The 17,007-nt window shown below is 64.7% G+C and carries 13 protein-coding genes and 1 pseudogene; 9 read left to right on the top strand and 5 right to left on the bottom strand.

The window, feature by feature from the left end; all coding sequences use genetic code 11:
* Positions 1 to 54: 54 nt before the first annotated feature.
* The 3 genes from argB to QA640_RS03680 all read left to right on the top strand — a co-directional run bounded on the left by argB (position 55) and on the right by QA640_RS03680 (position 2,816).
* Positions 55 to 942 carry an acetylglutamate kinase gene (gene argB, locus QA640_RS03690; protein WP_283039416.1) on the top strand — a complete coding sequence of 296 codons (888 nt, stop codon included), beginning with the start codon at positions 55 to 57 and terminating at the stop codon, positions 940 to 942.
* A 68-nt stretch (positions 943 to 1,010) separates the two neighbouring features.
* Positions 1,011 to 1,997 (top strand): DUF1036 domain-containing protein, encoded by a 987-nt coding sequence (locus QA640_RS03685; protein WP_349253767.1) that lies wholly within the window; start codon positions 1,011 to 1,013, stop codon positions 1,995 to 1,997.
* 123 nt (positions 1,998 to 2,120) lie between these two features.
* Positions 2,121 to 2,816, top strand: a complete 696-nt coding sequence (locus tag QA640_RS03680; RefSeq protein WP_283039414.1) for a pyrimidine 5'-nucleotidase — start codon at positions 2,121 to 2,123, stop codon at positions 2,814 to 2,816.
* A gap of 139 nt (positions 2,817 to 2,955) precedes the next feature.
* Here the strand turns inward: QA640_RS03680 and QA640_RS03675 are convergent, their stop codons facing one another.
* The gene (locus tag QA640_RS03675; protein ID WP_283039413.1) at positions 2,956 to 4,455 is read right to left on the bottom strand and encodes a phosphomannomutase/phosphoglucomutase; all 1,500 of its coding nucleotides are present in this window, start codon (positions 4,453 to 4,455) and stop codon (positions 2,956 to 2,958) included.
* A gap of 397 nt (positions 4,456 to 4,852) precedes the next feature.
* Between QA640_RS03675 and QA640_RS03670 the strand changes: the two genes are divergently transcribed.
* On the top strand, positions 4,853 to 5,479 hold the full coding sequence (locus tag QA640_RS03670) for a transglutaminase-like cysteine peptidase (protein ID WP_283039412.1): 627 nt from the start codon (positions 4,853 to 4,855) through the stop codon (positions 5,477 to 5,479).
* 35 nt (positions 5,480 to 5,514) lie between these two features.
* Here the strand turns inward: QA640_RS03670 and QA640_RS03665 are convergent, their stop codons facing one another.
* The 3 genes from QA640_RS03665 to QA640_RS03655 all read right to left on the bottom strand — a co-directional run bounded on the left by QA640_RS03665 (position 5,515) and on the right by QA640_RS03655 (position 10,072).
* Positions 5,515 to 6,030, bottom strand: coding sequence for a TIGR02281 family clan AA aspartic protease (locus tag QA640_RS03665; protein WP_283039411.1), 516 nt, complete (start codon positions 6,028 to 6,030; stop codon positions 5,515 to 5,517).
* 125 nt (positions 6,031 to 6,155) lie between these two features.
* A complete protein-coding gene (gene hrpB / locus QA640_RS03660; RefSeq protein WP_283043111.1) occupies positions 6,156 to 8,633 on the bottom strand; it encodes an ATP-dependent helicase HrpB in 2,478 nt (825 codons plus the stop codon).
* A gap of 122 nt (positions 8,634 to 8,755) precedes the next feature.
* Positions 8,756 to 10,072 carry a UDP-glucose/GDP-mannose dehydrogenase family protein gene (locus QA640_RS03655; protein ID WP_283039410.1) on the bottom strand — a complete coding sequence of 439 codons (1,317 nt, stop codon included), beginning with the start codon at positions 10,070 to 10,072 and terminating at the stop codon, positions 8,756 to 8,758.
* Between the two features lie 211 nt (positions 10,073 to 10,283).
* Here QA640_RS03655 and QA640_RS03650 point away from each other — a divergent pair, with 211 nt between their 5' ends.
* The 5 genes and pseudogenes from QA640_RS03650 to QA640_RS03630 all read left to right on the top strand — a co-directional run bounded on the left by QA640_RS03650 (position 10,284) and on the right by QA640_RS03630 (position 16,176).
* Positions 10,284 to 11,348 (top strand): acyltransferase family protein, encoded by a 1,065-nt coding sequence (locus QA640_RS03650; protein WP_283039409.1) that lies wholly within the window; start codon positions 10,284 to 10,286, stop codon positions 11,346 to 11,348.
* Positions 11,349 to 11,538: 190 nt separating this feature from the next.
* Complete coding sequence (polA, locus tag QA640_RS03645; protein WP_283039408.1) at positions 11,539 to 14,628, top strand: DNA polymerase I; 3,090 nt, start codon at positions 11,539 to 11,541, stop codon at positions 14,626 to 14,628.
* A pseudogene (locus QA640_RS48240) lies at positions 14,591 to 15,055 on the top strand (NADPH-dependent FMN reductase). The gene polA and the pseudogene QA640_RS48240 overlap by 38 nt, the downstream one beginning before the upstream one ends.
* A complete protein-coding gene (locus QA640_RS03635) occupies positions 15,022 to 15,186 on the top strand; it encodes a hypothetical protein (RefSeq protein ID WP_283039406.1) in 165 nt (54 codons plus the stop codon). The pseudogene QA640_RS48240 and the gene QA640_RS03635 overlap by 34 nt, the downstream one beginning before the upstream one ends.
* A 354-nt stretch (positions 15,187 to 15,540) precedes the next feature.
* A complete protein-coding gene (locus tag QA640_RS03630) occupies positions 15,541 to 16,176 on the top strand; it encodes a LysE family translocator (RefSeq protein WP_283039405.1) in 636 nt (211 codons plus the stop codon).
* 68 nt (positions 16,177 to 16,244) lie between these two features.
* Here the strand turns inward: QA640_RS03630 and QA640_RS03625 are convergent, their stop codons facing one another.
* The gene (locus QA640_RS03625; RefSeq protein ID WP_283039404.1) at positions 16,245 to 16,871 is read right to left on the bottom strand and encodes a glutathione S-transferase family protein; all 627 of its coding nucleotides are present in this window, start codon (positions 16,869 to 16,871) and stop codon (positions 16,245 to 16,247) included.
* Positions 16,872 to 17,007 lie beyond the last annotated feature (136 nt).

Here is a 17,007-nt window from a genome sequence, read left to right as displayed (position 1 = left end):
CGCCAATCGGATAGAACGCGAACCCGCGTTAGTCCCGCCAGCGAGATCAGTTTCATGACCGACATCTCCCCGCTCGACCAGGCCCGCATCCTGTCCGAAGCGCTGCCGCATATGCAGCAGTACGACGAGGAAACCATCGTCATCAAATATGGCGGCCATGCCATGGGCGACGAGGAGACCGCGAAGAATTTCGCTCGCGACATCGTGCTTTTGGAGCAGACCGCGATCAATCCGGTGGTCGTGCATGGCGGCGGGCCGCAGATCGCGACCATGCTGAAGCGCCTCGGCATCCAGTCGGAATTCGCGGCCGGCCTGCGCATCACCGATGCCGCGACAATCGAGATCGTCGAGATGGTGCTCGCCGGCTCCATCAACAAGCAGCTCGTCGGCTACATCAATGAAGCGGGCGGCAAGGCCGTCGGCCTGTGCGGCAAGGATGGCAACATGGTGACCGCCGCCAAGGCGACGCGCACCATGATCGATCCCGGCTCCAACATCGAGAAGGTGGTCGATCTCGGCTTCGTCGGCGAGCCGGAGAAAGTCGATCTCACTTTGCTGAACCAGCTCATCGGCTACGAGCTGATCCCGGTGCTGGCGCCGCTCGCGACCTCGAAGGAAGGCCAGACGTTCAACGTCAACGCCGACACCTTCGCCGGGGCCGTTGCCGGCGCGCTGAAGGCCAAGCGCCTGTTGCTGCTCACCGACGTGCCGGGCGTGCTCGACAAGTCGAAGAAGCTGATCCCGCAACTGTCGGTGAAGGACGCGCGAAAGCTGATCGCCGACGGCACCATTTCCGGCGGCATGATCCCGAAAGTCGAGACCTGCATCTATGCGCTCGACCAGGGCGTGCAGGGCGTCGTCATCATCGACGGCAAGATGCCGCATGCGGTGATCCTCGAGCTCTTCACCAACCAGGGCACGGGAACGCTGATCCACAAGTGATGAACGGGGCGACGAGAGCAGCCGTCATGGCCGGGCAAAGGCGCCGCTCCGTCTTGGCCCGCTTCCTGATGACGTTGCCGGCGGCGGTCGTATCGTTCTTCGCGTCGTCCGCCCCGGCTCTCGCCGACCTCAAGATCTGCAACCGCATGTCCTATGTCGTGGAAGCCGCCATCGGCATCGACGACAAGGCGGCGACCGCGACGCGCGGCTGGTTCCGGATCGACCCCGCCACCTGCCGCGTGGTGGTGCAGGGCACGCTGGCCGCCGACCGCATCCTGCTCCACGCGCGTGCGCTCGGCGTCTATGGCGCCTCGCCGATTCCGCAGAACGGCAGCGACATGCTGTGCATCGCGCAGGAGAATTTCGTCATCGCCGCCGCGCGCCAGTGCCGTAGCAGGCAGACCCAAGCCCCCTTCACCCAGGTAACGCCGACGCAGGGCGACGATGGCAACCTCGTCGCCTATCTCGCCGAGGACAGCGAGTATGACGACGAGCAGGCGCGACTCGCCGGTATCCAGCGGCTGCTCGTGATCGCGGGCTATGACGCAGCGCCGATCGACGGCGTCGATGGCCCGAAGACGCAATCCGCGCTCGCCGCCTTCCTGAAGAGCCGGGGGCTGCCATCCGACGCCGTGCAGTCGCCAAATTTCTTCAAGACCATGGTCGAGGCGGTACAGACGCCGTCGACCAGCGGCCTGACCTGGTGCAACGACACCCCGCACAGGGTGATGGCGGCGGTCGCGACCGACGACGGCAAGGCCGTGACGAGCCGCGGCTGGTACCGCATCGATCCCGGCAAGTGCCTGCACCCTGACGTGGCCGGCCAGCCGAAACAGATTTTCAGCTTTGCGGAAGCGGTCGACGCCGACAACCGCACCATCAAGCTCAAGGACAAGCCGCTGAACTGGGGCGGCGACAAGCAGCTTTGCACCCGCGAGACCAAGTTCGAGACCAACGAACAGGCCGATTGCGGAGCGCGGGGATTTGCGGCGGCCGGCTTTGCCGCGGTCGACATGAGCAGCGGCGGCAAGACGCTGCGCTTTGCGATGCCGTAACGTGATGATCGTGGCCACACCCTCCGCCGTCGTCCCGGGGCGCGCAAAGCGCAAGCCCTGGACGATGTCGTGGGGTCGGTTGAAACGCGCGCTTGTCCGGGACGACGAGACGAGAGCGTTGAAATGACCCCACCCCGCCCCTTCAGCCATATCGACACCTGGGTGTTCGACCTCGACAACACGCTCTATCCACATCACGTGAACCTGTGGCAGCAGGTCGATGCGCGGATCGGAGAGTTCGTTTGCAGCTGGCTGAACGTGACGCCGGAGGACGCGCGGAATATCCAGAAGGACTATTATCGCCGCTTCGGCACGACCATGCGCGGCATGATGACCCTGCACGGCGTGCGCGCCGACGACTATCTTGCCTATGTGCACAAAATCGACCACTCGCCGCTGGAACCGAATCCTGCGCTCGGCGAGGCCATCGCAAGACTTCCGGGCCGCAAGCTGATCCTGACCAACGGTTCGGTCGATCACGTCGATGCGGTGCTGTCGCGGCTTGGCCTCACCACGCATTTCGATGCGGTGTTCGACATTATCGCCGCCGAGTTCGAGCCGAAGCCGGCGCGGCAGACCTACAAGAAATTCCTCGACCAGCACGCGGTCGATCCGACCCGGGCCGTGATGTTCGAGGATCTCGCCCGCAACCTCGCCGTTCCGCACGAGCTCGGCATGACCACGGTGCTGGTGGTGCCCGACGGCACCAAGGAAGTGGTCCGCGAGGATTGGGAACTGGAAGGCCGCGATGCCGCCCATGTCGACCATGTCACGGATGATCTGGCGGGATTTTTGGCGGAATTGTCGCGCCCCGTCTAGCCGTCTACCCCGCGAAAGCGGAGTATCCGGCAATCACTGCCGGCTCGATTCATCACTGCTGCCACGGCGTACTGGATCACCCGCTTTCGCGGGTGATGACAGCGGTGAATACGGCGCGCGTAGGCTCGCCGGCTCCTGTTCAAATCTTCTGATTGTACTCGCCCACTTCGGGATGCGCGCGCAGCACGCCATCCACCATCTCGAACATGTCGCGCATGCGCTGCTCGGAGACGGGACTTTCGACCACGACGACGAGCTCGGGCTTGTTGGAGGACGCGCGCACCAGCCCCCAGCTGCCATCCTCCACCGTGACACGCACGCCGTTGACGGTGACGAGGTCACGGATTGCCTGGCCGCCGATCTGCGCACCGCTCTTTTGAAGACCTTCAAAGTGCCTCACGACGGCGTTGATGACACCGTATTTGACCTCGTCGGCGCAATGCGGTGACATCGTCGGCGACGACCAGGTTTTTGGCAGCGCGTTCTTAAGATCCGCCATCGACTTGCCGGGCGCGCGGTCGAGCATGTCGCAGATCGCGATCGCGGAGACGAGGCCATCGTCATAGCCGCGCCCGAACGGCTTGTTGAAGAAGAAGTGGCCCGACTTCTCGAAGCCGGCAAGCGCGCCCATCTCGTTGGTGCGGCGCTTCATGTAGGAATGGCCGGTCTTCCAATAAGCAGTTTTCGCACCCTGCTTCCGGAGCACGGGGTCGGTGATGAACAGGCCGGTCGACTTCACGTCGACGACAAATTGCGCATCCTTGTGGATCGCCGACATGTCGCGCGCCAGCATCACGCCGACCTTGTCGGCAAAGATCTCCTCGCCCGTGTTGTCGACGACGCCGCAGCGGTCGCCGTCACCGTCGAAGCCGAGGCCGACGTCGGCCTTGTGATGCAGCACGGCATCGCGGATCGCGTGCAACATCTCCATGTCCTCGGGGTTCGGATTGTATTTCGGGAAGGTGTGGTCGAGCTCGGTGTCGAGCGGGATCACCTCGCAGCCGATCGCTTCCAGCACCTGCGGTGCGAATGCGCCGGCGGTGCCGTTGCCGCAGGCCGCAACGACCTTGAGCTTGCGCTTCAACTTCGGACGGCTGGTGAGATCGGCGATGTAGCGCGCCGGATAATTTTCGTGGAACTGGTAGGAGCCGCCGGCCTTGTTCTTGAAATCGGCGTTGAGCACGATCTCCTTCAGCCGCGTCATCTCGTCGGGGCCGAAGGTCAGCGGGCGGTTGGCGCCCATCTTCACGCCGGTCCAGCCATTGTCGTTGTGCGAGGCCGTGACCATGGCGACGCAGGGCACGTCTAAGTCGAACTGCGCAAAATAGGCCATCGGCGTTACGGCGAGGCCAATGTCATGCACCTTGCAACCCGCCGCCATCAGTCCGGAGATCAGTGCGTATTTGATCGAGGCTGAATAGCCGCGGAAATCGTGGCCGGTGACGATCTCTTGGTTGACGCCGAGCTCGGCGATCAGCGCACCCAGCCCCATGCCGAGCGCCTGCACCCCCATCAGGTTGATTTCCTTGTTGAACAGCCAGCGCGCGTCGTATTCGCGGAAGCCGGTGGCCTTCACCATCGGCTCGGATTCGAAGGCATAGGTGTTGGGCAGCAGCGCGGATTTCGGCTTGGGAAACATCGAGACAGTCTCGTTAACAGGCGGGAGGAATATACCGCAGGCATAGCGAAGGCGCAGGCCGAGCGGAAGGCGGGATTGGCAGCTTATGGCTGATAATTGCGGCGGTTTGGTAACGGAGAAACCCTACCTCGGCGCGGCTCGGAGCGCGCAAAAGGTTCGCCAAAGTACTCGGCCACGATCGACCCGCTCCATCGCGGATGCGCACTTCATGCCCACAACCTCGCGATATCATTTGTAACCAACCGGCCGCACCGCGCTTATCACTCAGGATTACTCCGTCTCGCCCGGTGAACAATCCACAATCGCCCTGGCGCAGGACGCGGCCTGCCTGATCAAATTGGAGCATTAAAAGCCTATCTCGAGCTCTCTCCACGACGTGACGCGTAGGAGACAAAGCATGCGCACGGCGTCGATCCTGGCTGCGATTGCGGCCGGCATGATCTCGTCGATCTGCCAAATGACGGCCGCTCAATCGGCAAACGAGGGGTTGTCGGGCCTGCCGATCAGTCCCGCGCCGACGCCCCTGCACCTCAGGTTTGGCGATCCGACGCTTCCGCCGATGACACATACGATCTTCTGCCTGCGGTACCCGGACGAATGCCGCCCCCGCCTGCTGTTTCGTGGCGGCCCGGTTCACTTGACCGAGGCACGATGGAAAGATCTGAATGAGGTCAACGAGACCGTGAACAGCGCCATCATCCCGGAACCGAACGAGCTGGGTCTGGCAGCGGAAGCCTGGCTCATTGATCCCAAGCGCGGCGACTGCAACGACTACGCCGTCAGCAAGCGCCACAGGCTTTTGAGCCGAGGCTGGCCCCAGCGGGCGCTTCTGCTCGGCGAGGTCGTGACCGTCCGAGGCAAGCATCACCTGGTCCTGGTCGTTCGCACGCAGAGCGGAGACCTGGTGCTGGATAGTTTGAGTCCGCAGATCAGACCTTGGACGCGTGCACCCTACCGGTGGTTTCGAATTCAATCGCCGAACAACCCGCGATATTGGAACGTCGTCGCTCCGCGCACCGTGTAGGGCTCCGCGTCGGGCCGGTGGACCGAGGCGCTCGCCTACTGTTCCAGCACCATCTGACCGTTGGCGTATTCGAAGCGCCTCAGCTTGGACAGGAAGGAGAGCCCGAGCAAATTCTCCGACAGCGCCTCGTCCGGCAGCACCATGGCATCGACGTCGCGAACGATGAGGCCGCCGACGTCGAGCATGGCGATGCGGATGCGCGCGGCCTTGATGGTGCCGTTGGCGGTGGTAACGTTCGCGTTGTAATCGCCGCGCGACGGGCGCAGGCCGAAGCGAGCAGCCGAGGTCTCGTTCAGCGCCACGACGGAAGCGCCGGTGTCGATCATGAAGCCGATGCGCTGACCGTCGATCCGCCCCTCGGTCTGAAAGTGGCCGCGGCCGTCGCGGGGGATGCTGACGCTGCGATTGACGGCTTGCGGGGCGGCGGCCTGCACGGCGGCCATCTGGCGAGGGGCCGACGTGGCGGAGGCCGAACTCATCTTGTCGGCCATCTGCGCCATGAATGTGCCCAGCCCAATCATGATGGCCGCGAAGATCATAATGTTACGCATGACACCACTCGGAACCGAAAACGCGATCTCACCACGCTACGCGCCCGGCCGCGAGCGAGGACGCGGCCGGGAAGCTGCCATTTTGGCGAAAAGCGTGACGGAAGGGTTAATGCGCGCTTACGGAATTACGTCCCGCGCGGCTTGGCGCGCCGGGTGGGCAGCGCGTTCGCGGGATCGTCCGGCCAGGGATGGCGCGGATAGCGCCCGCGCAGGTCGGAGCGCACGGCGGCGTAGCTGCCGCGCCAGAAGCCGGGCAGATCGCGCGTCACCTGTACCGGGCGCTGTGCCGGCGACAGCAGCTCGAGAACGAGCGGCACCTTGCCGCCCGCGATCGATGGATGGGTGTTGAGGCCGAACAGTTCCTGGAGCCGCACGGCGATGGTCGGCCCCTGCTCGGCCTCATAGTCGATCGCGAGCATCGTCCCGGTCGGCGCCTCGAAATGGGTGGGCGCCTCGCGTTCGAGCCGCGCGCGCAGCTCCCAGGGCAACAGCGCCATCAGTGCCTCGGAGAGGTCGCCGGCGGAGACGTCCTTCAGCGCCGTCTTGTCATAGAGCGCAGGGACCAGCCAGTCGTCGCGCCGCGCGATCAGAACGTCGTCGGACAGATCGGGCCAGCTCCCGCCTTCGGCCTTGCGCAGGAACATCACGCGGTCGCGCCATTGGATGGCGGCTTTCGACCAGGGCAGCCGGTCGAGGCCGGCGGCGATCAGGCCGTCGGCGAGGATGCGGGCCGTCGTCTCGGACGGCGTGAGCATGAGGGGCGCCTCAGATAACGTGATGGCGTGCAGCGCACGTTTGCGGCGCGCACGCAGCGCCATCGCGCCGCGATCAAAGGAAACCTCGTCCGAGGTTTCGATGTGCTCGGCGAAATGACCTTCGATGTCGCCCTCGCTGATCGGCGCGGCAAGCAGGATACGCCCGCTCGCTGCCGTGCCCGTCATCTCGGCCACCGCAATATAGGGCGCGCGCGCAAGCGAAGACGTCTGCTCGACGGCAGCGCCGCGGCCGTTGGCCAGCACGAAGCTGCCGTTGCCGCGATTGCGGGCAACACGGTCGGGAAAGGCGTAGGCGAGCATGATGCCCGTTCGCAAGTCGCCCTGCCCGGGCGTCACTTTCTCGAATGACGCGACTTGCGAGGCCCAGCGCCGTGCGAGGTCGCGCGCGCTGGTGGCACGGGGTGAGCGGTCGCGGCGGAATTGATCGAGACGGTGATCGAGATCGACGCTGTCGCCGCCGAGCCCGCGCTCGGTGAGGATGGCGGCGATTTCGGCCGCGGCCTCACCGCCGCCAGCGCGATGCGAATCCACGATCATGCGCGCGAGCCGCGGCGGCAGCGCCAGCGCGCGCAGGCTCTTGCCTTCCGCCGTGATGCGACCATCGGCATCGAGCGCGTTGAGCTCGCCAAGCAGGCTCTTTGCCTCCTTTAGCGCGGGCTGAGGCGGCGGATCGAGAAACGACAACGTGGCCGGATCGCTCACGCCCCATTGCGCAAGATCGAGCACGAGCGATGACAGGTCAGCGCTCAGAATTTCAGGCTGGGCGTAGGGCGCAAGCGAGGCGGTCTGCGGCTCGTCCCAGAGCCGGTAGCACACGCCGGGCTCGGTGCGGCCGGCGCGGCCGCGGCGCTGATCGACCGCGGCGCGCGAGGCACGCACGGTCTCGAGTCGCGTCAAGGCGATATCAGGCTCATAGCGCGGCACGCGGGCGAGGCCACAATCCACGACAACGCGCACGCCCTCGATGGTGAGCGAGGTCTCCGCGATCGAGGTCGCCAGCACCACCTTGCGCGTGCCTCTGGGCGCCGGCGCGATGGCGCGGTCCTGCACGGCGGCATCCAAGGCGCCGAACAACGGCACGATCTCGATCGCAGCGTCATGGACGCGCTCGGCGAGAAAGTTCTGCGTGCGCCGGATCTCGGCCGCGCCAGGCAGGAACGCCAGCACCGACCCGGCATCGGCGCGCAGCGCGGAGGCAATCGCATCCGCCATCTGCCGCTCCAGTGGCGCGTCCGCCTTGCGACCGAGATAGCGCGTCTCGACCGGAAACGCGCGGCCCTCGCTCTCGACCACGGGCGCCTCCCCCAGGAGCTTCGCCACCCGGGCGCCGTCCAGCGTCGCCGACATCACGAGGATGCGCAAATCCTCTCGCAGGCCCAGTTGCGCGTCGCGCGCCAACGCGAGGCCGAGGTCGGCATCGAGCGAGCGCTCGTGGAATTCGTCGAACAGGACGGCGGCGACGCCCGTCAGCTCGGGATCGTCGAGGATCTGGCGAGTGAAGATGCCTTCCGTCACCACCTCGATACGGGTCGCGCGCGAGATTTTCGAGCCGAAGCGGACGCGATAGCCGACGGTCTCCCCAGTTCGCTCGCCGAGCGACTTCGCCATGCGGTCGGCGCTTGCGCGCGCCGCGATGCGCCGCGGCTCCAGCACGATGATCTTCTTACCGCCAGCCCAAGGCGTATCCAGCAGCGCCAGCGGCACGCGCGTGGTCTTGCCGGCACCGGGCGGCGCCACCAGCACGGCAGCGTTCTGCCTATCCAGCGTGCCCGACAATTCGTCGAGCACCGCATCGATCGGAAGGGGCGTGTCGAAGCTGCGCGGCAAATCTCGCATCCGTCGTCACCCGCACATACGGGTGATCCAGCAAATTCAGACCCTCGTCATCGATGAAGGTCGGGCGCACTGGATACCCCGCCTTCGCGGGGTATGACAACAAGATGCGCCGATCAGACCTGCCCGGCAGGTCGTCCCACGCTCTCGTAGACGAAGCCGGCGGCTTCCATGTCTTCGGGACGGTAGATGTTGCGCAAATCGACCACGATGGGCTGCACCATGGTCTCCTTCAGCCGGTCCAGATCGAGCGCACGGAACTGCACCCATTCGGTGACGATGACCAGCGCGTCCGCGCCCTTGGCGCAGGCATATGCATCCTCGCAATATTCGATGGCCGGCAATTCTTGCCTTGCCTGATCCATGCCGACCGGGTCATAGGCACGCACCTTTGCGCCCATATCGAGCAAACCCGTCACCAGCGGGATTGAAGGTGCATCGCGCATGTCGTCGGTGTCGGGCTTGAAGGTCAGACCGAGCACGCCGATGGTCTTGCCGCGCAGCGCGCCACCAAGCGCGTGGCTGACCTTGCGCGCCATCGCGCGCTTGCGGTTCTCGTTGACGGCGAGCACCGCTTCGACGATGCGCAGGCTCACGTCATAGTCCTGCGCGATCTTGATCAGGGCCTTGGTGTCCTTCGGGAAGCAGGAGCCGCCGAAGCCCGGGCCCGCATGCAGGAATTTCGTGCCGATGCGGTTGTCCAGACCGATGCCGCGCGCGACCTCCTGGACGTTGGCGCCGACCTTCTCGGACAAATCGGCGATCTCGTTGATGAAGGTGATCTTGGTCGCCAGAAACGCGTTGGCGGCGTACTTGATCATCTCCGCGGTGCGGCGCGCGGTGAACATCAACGGCGCCTGGTTCAGCGACAGTGGACGGTAGATGTCGCCCATCACCTTCCGGCCGCGCTCGTCATTCGTGCCGACCACGATGCGATCCGGGAATTTGAAATCGCGGATCGCCGCGCCCTCGCGCAGGAATTCAGGGTTGGACGCGACCACCACATCGGCATTCGGATTGGTCTCGCGGATGATGCGTTCGACCTCATCGCCGGTGCCGACCGGAACGGTCGACTTGGTGACCACGACCGTGAAGCCGGAGAGCGAAGCTGCGATCTCGCGCGCGGCAGCGTAGACGTAAGACAAGTCAGCATGACCATCGCCGCGCCGCGACGGCGTGCCGACCGCGATGAACACGGCGTCGGCTTCGGCCACCGGCCCCGAAAGGTCGGTCGTGAAGCTCAGACGCTTGGCCTTCACATTGGTCTCGACCAGCGTGTCCAGCCCCGGCTCGTAGATCGGGATCTCACCGCGGTGGAGCGCTGCGATCTTGCGCTCGTCCTTGTCGACGCAGGTGACATCGTGGCCGAAATCCGCAAAGCAGGCACCGGAAACCAGCCCCACATAGCCCGTGCCGATCATGGCAATTCGCATGAAAAACCTGCCCTGTCTTGGTTAACGCATGATGATGCCTTGCGGTGGTCTTAGAGCATTTTCATGGCCGCGGGGAGAGGCTGGCCCGAAGAAAAACAGCAAGAAAACCGGCAAGAGAACCGGCATGTGATTTGTAGAGTAAAGGGGACCGCAACCTGCCGCCGCCATACTGCCTCACTCTCGGCCGGCCAGCGCCTCGAAAAGGGACACCATGACATCAATCGGCACAGTCGCGGGCGGGAGCTCCCAGGCCTTTCGACCCGAACGCGTCGATTGGGTCGATTATGCCAAGGGCATCTGCATCGTCATGGTCGTGATGATGCATTCGGTGCTCGGGGTCGAACTCGCCGCCGGCGAACCCGGGTTCATGCATGGTCTGGTCGCCTTCGCAAAGCCGTTCCGGATGCCGGATTTCTTCCTGATTTCGGGACTATTTCTGCCGCTCGTGATCGACCGCGACTGGCGAACCTATCTCGACCGCAAGGTCGTGCATTTTGCCTATTTTTACGTCCTCTGGGTGACAATCCAGTTCGGCTTCAAGGCGCCGGCTTTCGCAGCCGAGACGAGCTGGCGCGATGCGGGCCTTCTGTATCTCGAATCATTGATCGAGCCATTCGGCACGCTCTGGTTTATCTACCTGCTGCCGATCTTCTTCGTTGTCACAAAACTGACACGGCGAATCCCGCCGCTCGCGATCTGGCTCGCCGCGGCGCTGCTGGAGACGGCGCGGATCGCTACCGGATGGACCGCCATCGACGAGTTCTGCGCACGCTTCGTCTATTTCTATTCCGGTTATCTGTTTGCCGATTACGTGTTCGCCTTGTCGGATCGCGCGCGCAGGCACCCCGCCGCTGCCCTCGCCACGCTTGGCGCGTGGGCGCTCGTCGATGCGGGTCTCGTTGCACACGGCGCAAGCGAATGGCCGATGGTCTCGCTTCTGCTCGGCCTTTCCGGCGCCTGCGCCATCGCGACGATGGGCACGCTGCTCGCGCATGTGCGCCGGTTGAACTTTCTTCGGTTCTGCGGCCAACATTCGATCGTGATCTATCTCGCCTTTTTCCTGCCGATGGCCACGACGCGGACGCTGCTGCTGCGCACCGGCGTTGTTCCCAACATCGGCATGATGTCGCTGATCGTCACCGTCGTGGGCATCATCGGTGCGCTCTTGATCTGGCAGGCCGCGCTGCGCCTGCACGCCCACTTCCTGTTCGAGCGGCCGGACACCTTCTGGATCGCGCCGAAGAGGGCGGGGGCGGCGTTGCAGGCCGCCGAATGACACTCCCCTGTCGTCGCCCGGCTTGACCCGGGACCCAGTATTCCAGAGACGGCGGTTATCTACCGAGAGGCCGCGGCGTATTGGATTTCCCGGCATTCGCGGGGGATGACAGTGGGGATAGGGGCGCCTGCAGGCCAAAAATCGCCCTTCCAAGGCTGTCAAACGCCGCAAAAATTCATACATTGCGGCCATGCCGAAAACCTCCCCGAAAACCGCTGCCAAGTCTGAGACAACCAAGTCCGAGACCAAGGCTGAAACCAAATCCACTGCTGCCAAGCCTGCTGCCAGACCCGTGGCGGCGAAGGCGGCCGGCAAGGGCGACCACGTCTTCCTGGTCGACGGTTCCTCCTACATTTTCCGCGCCTATCACGCGCTGCCGCCGCTTAACCGCAAATCCGACGGTTTGCAGGTCAACGCCGTGCTCGGCTTCTGCAATATGCTGTGGAAACTGCTCCGCGACATGCCCGCGGACAACCGGCCGACGCATCTGGCGATCGTGTTCGATAAGTCGGAAGTCACCTTCCGCAACAAGATCTATCCCGACTACAAGGCGCACCGACCACCGGCGCCGGACGACCTCATTCCGCAATTCGCGCTGATCCGCGAGGCCGTGCGCGCCTTCGACCTGCCTTGCCTGGAACAGGTGGGCTTCGAGGCCGACGATCTGATCGCGACCTATGTGCGGCAGGCCTGCGAGCGCGGCGCGAGCGCGACCATCGTTTCCTCCGACAAGGATCTGATGCAGCTCGTGACCGATTGCGTCACCATGTACGACACCATGAAGGATCGCCGCATCGGCATACCGGAGGTGATCGAGAAATTCGGCGTGCCGCCTGAGAAGGTGGTCGAGGTGCAGGCGCTGGCAGGCGACTCCACCGACAATGTCCCCGGCGTGCCCGGCATCGGCATCAAGACCGCGGCACAACTGATCGTCGAATATGGCGACCTGGAGCAGCTTCTGTTCCGCGCCGGCGAGATCAAGCAGCCGAAGCGGCGCGAGGCGCTGATCGAGAATGCCGAGAAGGCGCGCATCTCGCGCCAGCTCGTGCTGCTCGACGACAAGGTCGATCTCGAGGTGCCGCTCGACGAACTCGCCGTCCACGAGCCCGACGCGCGCAAGCTGATCGCCTTCCTGAAGGCGATGGAGTTCACGACGCTGACGCGCCGCGTCGCCGAGTACTCCCAGATCGATCCCGCCGATGTCGAGGCGGATCCCGGCTACAAGACCGGCGCCAGCGTGTTCTCGCCGCTGCCGGCCTCTGACGTCGTGCCGGCACCGGGACCCGCTCCGGGGCCTGGCGCATCGGCGCAAGCTGCACCCAAAGAGCGCAATAAGGCCGCCGGGAAGGAGGACAAGGGCGCAAGCCCCAAGGGCACGCCGATCTCGCTCGCCGAGGCTCGCGCGGAAGCCGCGCGCAAGACCAGGATCGACCGCGCCAAATATCGGACCATCAAGACGCTCGACGAGCTCAAGGCGCTGGTCGCGCGAATCCACGATACCGGTCATGTCGCACTCGAGGTGAAGGCGAACTCGGCAGACCCGATGCAGGCCGACATCTGCGGCATCGCGCTGGCGCTTGGAGCGGACGACGCCGCCTATGTGCCGCTGGCCCACAAGCAGCCGGGCGGCGGCGCCGGGCTGTTCGACGCCGGGCTCGCGCCCGACCAGGTGAAATTCGAAGCGGCCGTCGCAGCGCTGAAGCCCGTGCTCGAGTCGAAGGGCATATTGAAGATCGGATACAACGCCAAGTTCATCGCGGTGCTGCTGGCGCAGGTCGGCATCACGCTGCACAGCCATGACGACGCGGAATTGATCTCCTATGTGCTCGACGCCGGCCGCGGCTCGCACGCGCTGGAATCGCTCGCCGAGCGCTGGCTCGGGCACGCGGTACTGGCCGAAAGCGAGCTCGTCGGCAGCGGCAAGAACAGGCTCACCTTCGACCAGGTCGCGATCGACAAGGCGACCGAGCATTCCGCCGAGCGCGCCGACGTGACCTTACGTTTGTGGCGCGTGCTGAAGCCGCGCCTCGTCGCAGAGCACATGACCGCCGTCTACGAGACGCTCGAGCGTCCGCTCACCAGCGTGCTCGCGCGCATGGAACGGCGCGGCATCTCGATCGACCGCCAGGTGCTGTCGCGGCTGTCGGGCGACTTCGCCCAGACCGCGGCGCGGGTCGAGGCCGAGATCCAGGAGATCGCCGGCGAGCCCGTCAATGTCGGCAGCCCGAAGCAGATCGGCGACATCCTGTTCGGCAAGATGGGTGTTCCGGGCGGCACCAAGACCAAGACCGGCGCGTGGTCGACGACGGCGCAGGTGCTGGATGATCTCGCCGAGCAGGGCCACGACTTCCCGAAGAAGATCCTGGAGTGGCGCCAGGTCTCCAAGCTGAAATCGACCTACACCGACGCGCTGCCGACTTACGTCAATCCGCAGACCCATCGCGTGCACACGACCTACGCGCTGGCCGCGACCACCACGGGCCGGCTGTCGTCGAACGAGCCGAACCTGCAGAACATTCCGGTGCGCACCGAGGACGGGCGAAAGATCCGCCGCGCCTTCATCGCGACGCCGGGCCACAAGCTGGTCTCGGCCGACTACTCGCAGATCGAGCTGAGGCTGCTCGCCGAGATCGCCGACATTCCCGTGCTGAAGCAGGCGTTCAAGGACGGGCTCGACATTCACGCGATGACCGCGTCGGAAATGTTCGGCGTGCCGATCAAGGGCATGCCGAGCGAGATCCGGCGCCGGGCCAAGGCGATCAATTTCGGCATCATCTACGGCATCTCGGCGTTCGGCCTTGCCAACCAGCTCGGCATCGCGCGCGAGGAAGCTTCCGCCTACATCAAGAAGTATTTCGAGCGCTTCCCCGGCATCCGCGCCTATATGGACGAGACGCGCGACTTCTGCCGCAGCCACGGCTATGTCACCACGCTGTTCGGCCGCAAGTGTCACTATCCCGACATCAAGGCGTCCAACGCCTCGGTGCGCGCCTTCAACGAACGGGCCGCGATCAACGCGCGGCTCCAGGGTACGGCCGCCGACATCATCCGTCGCGCCATGACGCGGGTAGAGGACGCGCTGGCGGCAAAGAAGCTCTCGGCGCAGATGCTGCTCCAGGTGCACGACGAATTGATCTTCGAGGTGCCGGATGCGGAGGTCGAGGCGACGTTGCCGGTCGTGCAGCACGTGATGCAGGACGCGCCGTTCCCGGCCGTGCTGCTCTCGGTGCCGCTGCACGTCGATGCCCGCGCGGCGAACAACTGGGACGAGGCGCACTGACAGCCGGAACATCCAGATGAAGATCGCAACGATCTCCGGCAGCTTGCGCGCCGGTTCGAGCAATAGCGCTGCATTGCGTGCAGCGGCTCTGCTCGTACCTGTTGGCGTCGAAATGATACCCTTCGAAGGAATTGCAGGCCTGCCCTTCTTCAATCCGGACCTCGATGGCGATGATGTACCCGCCCCCGTCGGGGCGATGCGGAGCCTCATCGGAAGCGTGGATGGCGTTCTGATTTCCAGTCCTGAATATGCCCGCGGTGTCGCCGGCGTCTGAAGAATGCGCTCGACTGGCTGGTCGGAAGCCATGAATTTCCGGGCAAGCCGGTCGCATCGATCAGTACGTCACCTCGCGCCACGCACGCGCTGGCCGCCCTCACTCTTACCCTGGAGACGATGTCGACCCGGATCGCACGGGACGCTTGCGTGACGCTGCCCCTGCTCGGCGGCGCCTGGGACGAGCACGGCATCGTCGCAGATCCTACGGTCGCGGAGCCGCTGCGTTCGGCGATGGAACGTTTTGCAGCGTTCGTCAGGGGCGTGCAGGCCGACGCATCCTAACCTTACTGTGTCACTAACCCCCATGGTGAGGAGCGCGAAGCGCGTCTCGAACCATGAGGCCCCGCCCGTGGCCCACATCCTTCGAGACGCTTGCTTCGCAAGCTCCTCAGGATGAGGAGTTAGAGCGTTTATGACGCAGTAAGGCTAAAGCGCGATGAGATTAGGATGCATCATTATCGCGCTTTAGGTTGTTGTTTGCGCACGATCTCCGCGCAAACGCGCGTTTGTCGCGAGGGAAAACCGCTTCACACTTTTCCGGATCATGCTTTAGTCAATTGTCCTCCGTGCAATTGCACGATGGCACCACAGCACCGCGCATATTAGAACCGTGCGATCCCTCGCAGCGGTCCACCCATGCCCCAAACATCTGCCCTGCTCGGCTTTGCCCTCGTCTGCCTCGGCCTCGTGCTGACGCCGGGGCCGAACATGATCTATCTGATCTCGCGCTCGATCACGCAGGGGCCGGCGGCCGGCATCGTCTCGCTCGGCGGCGTGGCGCTGGGCTTCGTGTTCTACATGCTGTGCGCGGCGTTCGGCATCACCGCGCTGCTGCTCGCGATTCCCTTCGCCTATGACGCGCTGCGCCTCGCCGGCGCCGGCTATCTCTTCTGGCTCGCCTGGCAGGCGGTGAAGCCCGGCGGCCGCTCGCCGTTCCAGGTGAAGACGCTCGCCGTCGACGGCCCGCGCAAGCTGTTAGCGATGGGCTTCGTGACCAACCTGCTCAATCCGAAGATCGCGATGCTCTATCTGGCGCTGCTGCCCCAGTTCATCGACCCCGCGGCGGGCAGCGTGCTGGCCCAGTCGCTGGTGCTGGGTGCGATCCAGATCGCGATCAGCGTCAGCGTCAATGCCTTGATCGCTCTCGCCGCCGGCTCGATCGCGCTGTTCCTGGCGACACGGCCGAACTGGATGCTGGTGCAGCGCTGGTTGATGGGCACGGTGCTCGCCGGGCTTGCCGTGCGGATGGCGGTGGAAGCGAAGCGGGTGTAGCGGAAGCCAAAAATACTCGCTCGTGTCCCGGACGCGCTGCGCTGCGTCCGGGACACGAGATCAGGTCGCTAATCCAACTTCGCCTCCATTCCCCGCTTTACCGCGGGGCGCGCCATCAAAGCCTCGTACCAGCGCTTCACATTCGGAAAGTCCGCGAGCTCCACCTTGTGGCGTGGGTGGCGCCAGGCCCAGCCCAGGATGGCGAAATCGGCGACCGAGAGATCGCCCGCGACGAAGTTGCGGCCCTCGAGCCGACGATCCAGCACGCCGTAGAGACGGCGGGTCTCGGCCATGAAGCGCTTCAACCCGTAGGCGCGGTCCTGCTCATTCTCCAGCGCAATGAAATGATGCACCTGGCCGGGCATCGGCCCGAAGCCGCCCATCTGCCACATCAGCCATTCGTAGACGGGGATGCGGCCCGCCAGCGACTTCGGCAGGAACTTGCCGGTCTTCTCGCCGAGATAGAGCAGGATCGCGCCGGATTCGAAGATGCTGACGGGCTTGCCGTCCGGCCCCTCGGGGTCGACGATCGCGGGAATCTTGTTGTTCGGGCTGAGCTTGAGGAACTCGGGCGCCATCTGTTCGCCCTTGGTGATATTCACCGGAAAGACCTTGTAAGGGAGCCCCATTTCCTCCAGAGCGACCGAGATTTTTCGGCCGTTCGGCGTATTCCAGGTGTGGAGCTCGATGGTCATTGGCCGGTTTCCTTCCCGTCTTGTCTGGCATCCCACTACTCCAGGACATCGCGGCCTTACAACCGGCGGTCCGGCATGGTGCCAGCGCGTCGGCGCGGACGATGCCCTGTTGACGGTGGTTTTGCGGGCCCACCAC

It is taken from the genome of Bradyrhizobium sp. CB82, assembly GCF_029714405.1.
Classification (GTDB): Bacteria; Pseudomonadota; Alphaproteobacteria; order Rhizobiales; family Xanthobacteraceae; genus Bradyrhizobium.
The sequence above is the reverse complement of the archived record's forward strand: the minus strand, read 5'-3'. Positions and strand labels throughout refer to the sequence as shown.

Coding starts and splice junctions, on each gene's coding strand:
- argB (WP_283039416.1), top strand. CDS start 55: ATGACCGACATCTCCCCGCTCGACCAGGCCCGCATCCTGTCCGAAGCG.
- QA640_RS03675 (WP_283039413.1), bottom strand. CDS start 4,455: ATGTTTCCCAAGCCGAAATCCGCGCTGCTGCCCAACACCTATGCCTTC.
- QA640_RS03680 (WP_283039414.1), top strand. CDS start 2,121: ATGACCCCACCCCGCCCCTTCAGCCATATCGACACCTGGGTGTTCGAC.
- QA640_RS03625 (WP_283039404.1), bottom strand. CDS start 16,871: ATGACCATCGAGCTCCACACCTGGAATACGCCGAACGGCCGAAAAATC.
- QA640_RS03665 (WP_283039411.1), bottom strand. CDS start 6,030: ATGCGTAACATTATGATCTTCGCGGCCATCATGATTGGGCTGGGCACA.
- QA640_RS03630 (WP_283039405.1), top strand. CDS start 15,541: ATGCCCCAAACATCTGCCCTGCTCGGCTTTGCCCTCGTCTGCCTCGGC.
- polA (WP_283039408.1), top strand. CDS start 11,539: ATGCCGAAAACCTCCCCGAAAACCGCTGCCAAGTCTGAGACAACCAAG.
- QA640_RS03650 (WP_283039409.1), top strand. CDS start 10,284: ATGACATCAATCGGCACAGTCGCGGGCGGGAGCTCCCAGGCCTTTCGA.
- QA640_RS03670 (WP_283039412.1), top strand. CDS start 4,853: ATGCGCACGGCGTCGATCCTGGCTGCGATTGCGGCCGGCATGATCTCG.
- QA640_RS03685 (WP_349253767.1), top strand. CDS start 1,011: ATGACGTTGCCGGCGGCGGTCGTATCGTTCTTCGCGTCGTCCGCCCCG.
- QA640_RS03655 (WP_283039410.1), bottom strand. CDS start 10,072: ATGCGAATTGCCATGATCGGCACGGGCTATGTGGGGCTGGTTTCCGGT.
- QA640_RS03635 (WP_283039406.1), top strand. CDS start 15,022: ATGTCGACCCGGATCGCACGGGACGCTTGCGTGACGCTGCCCCTGCTC.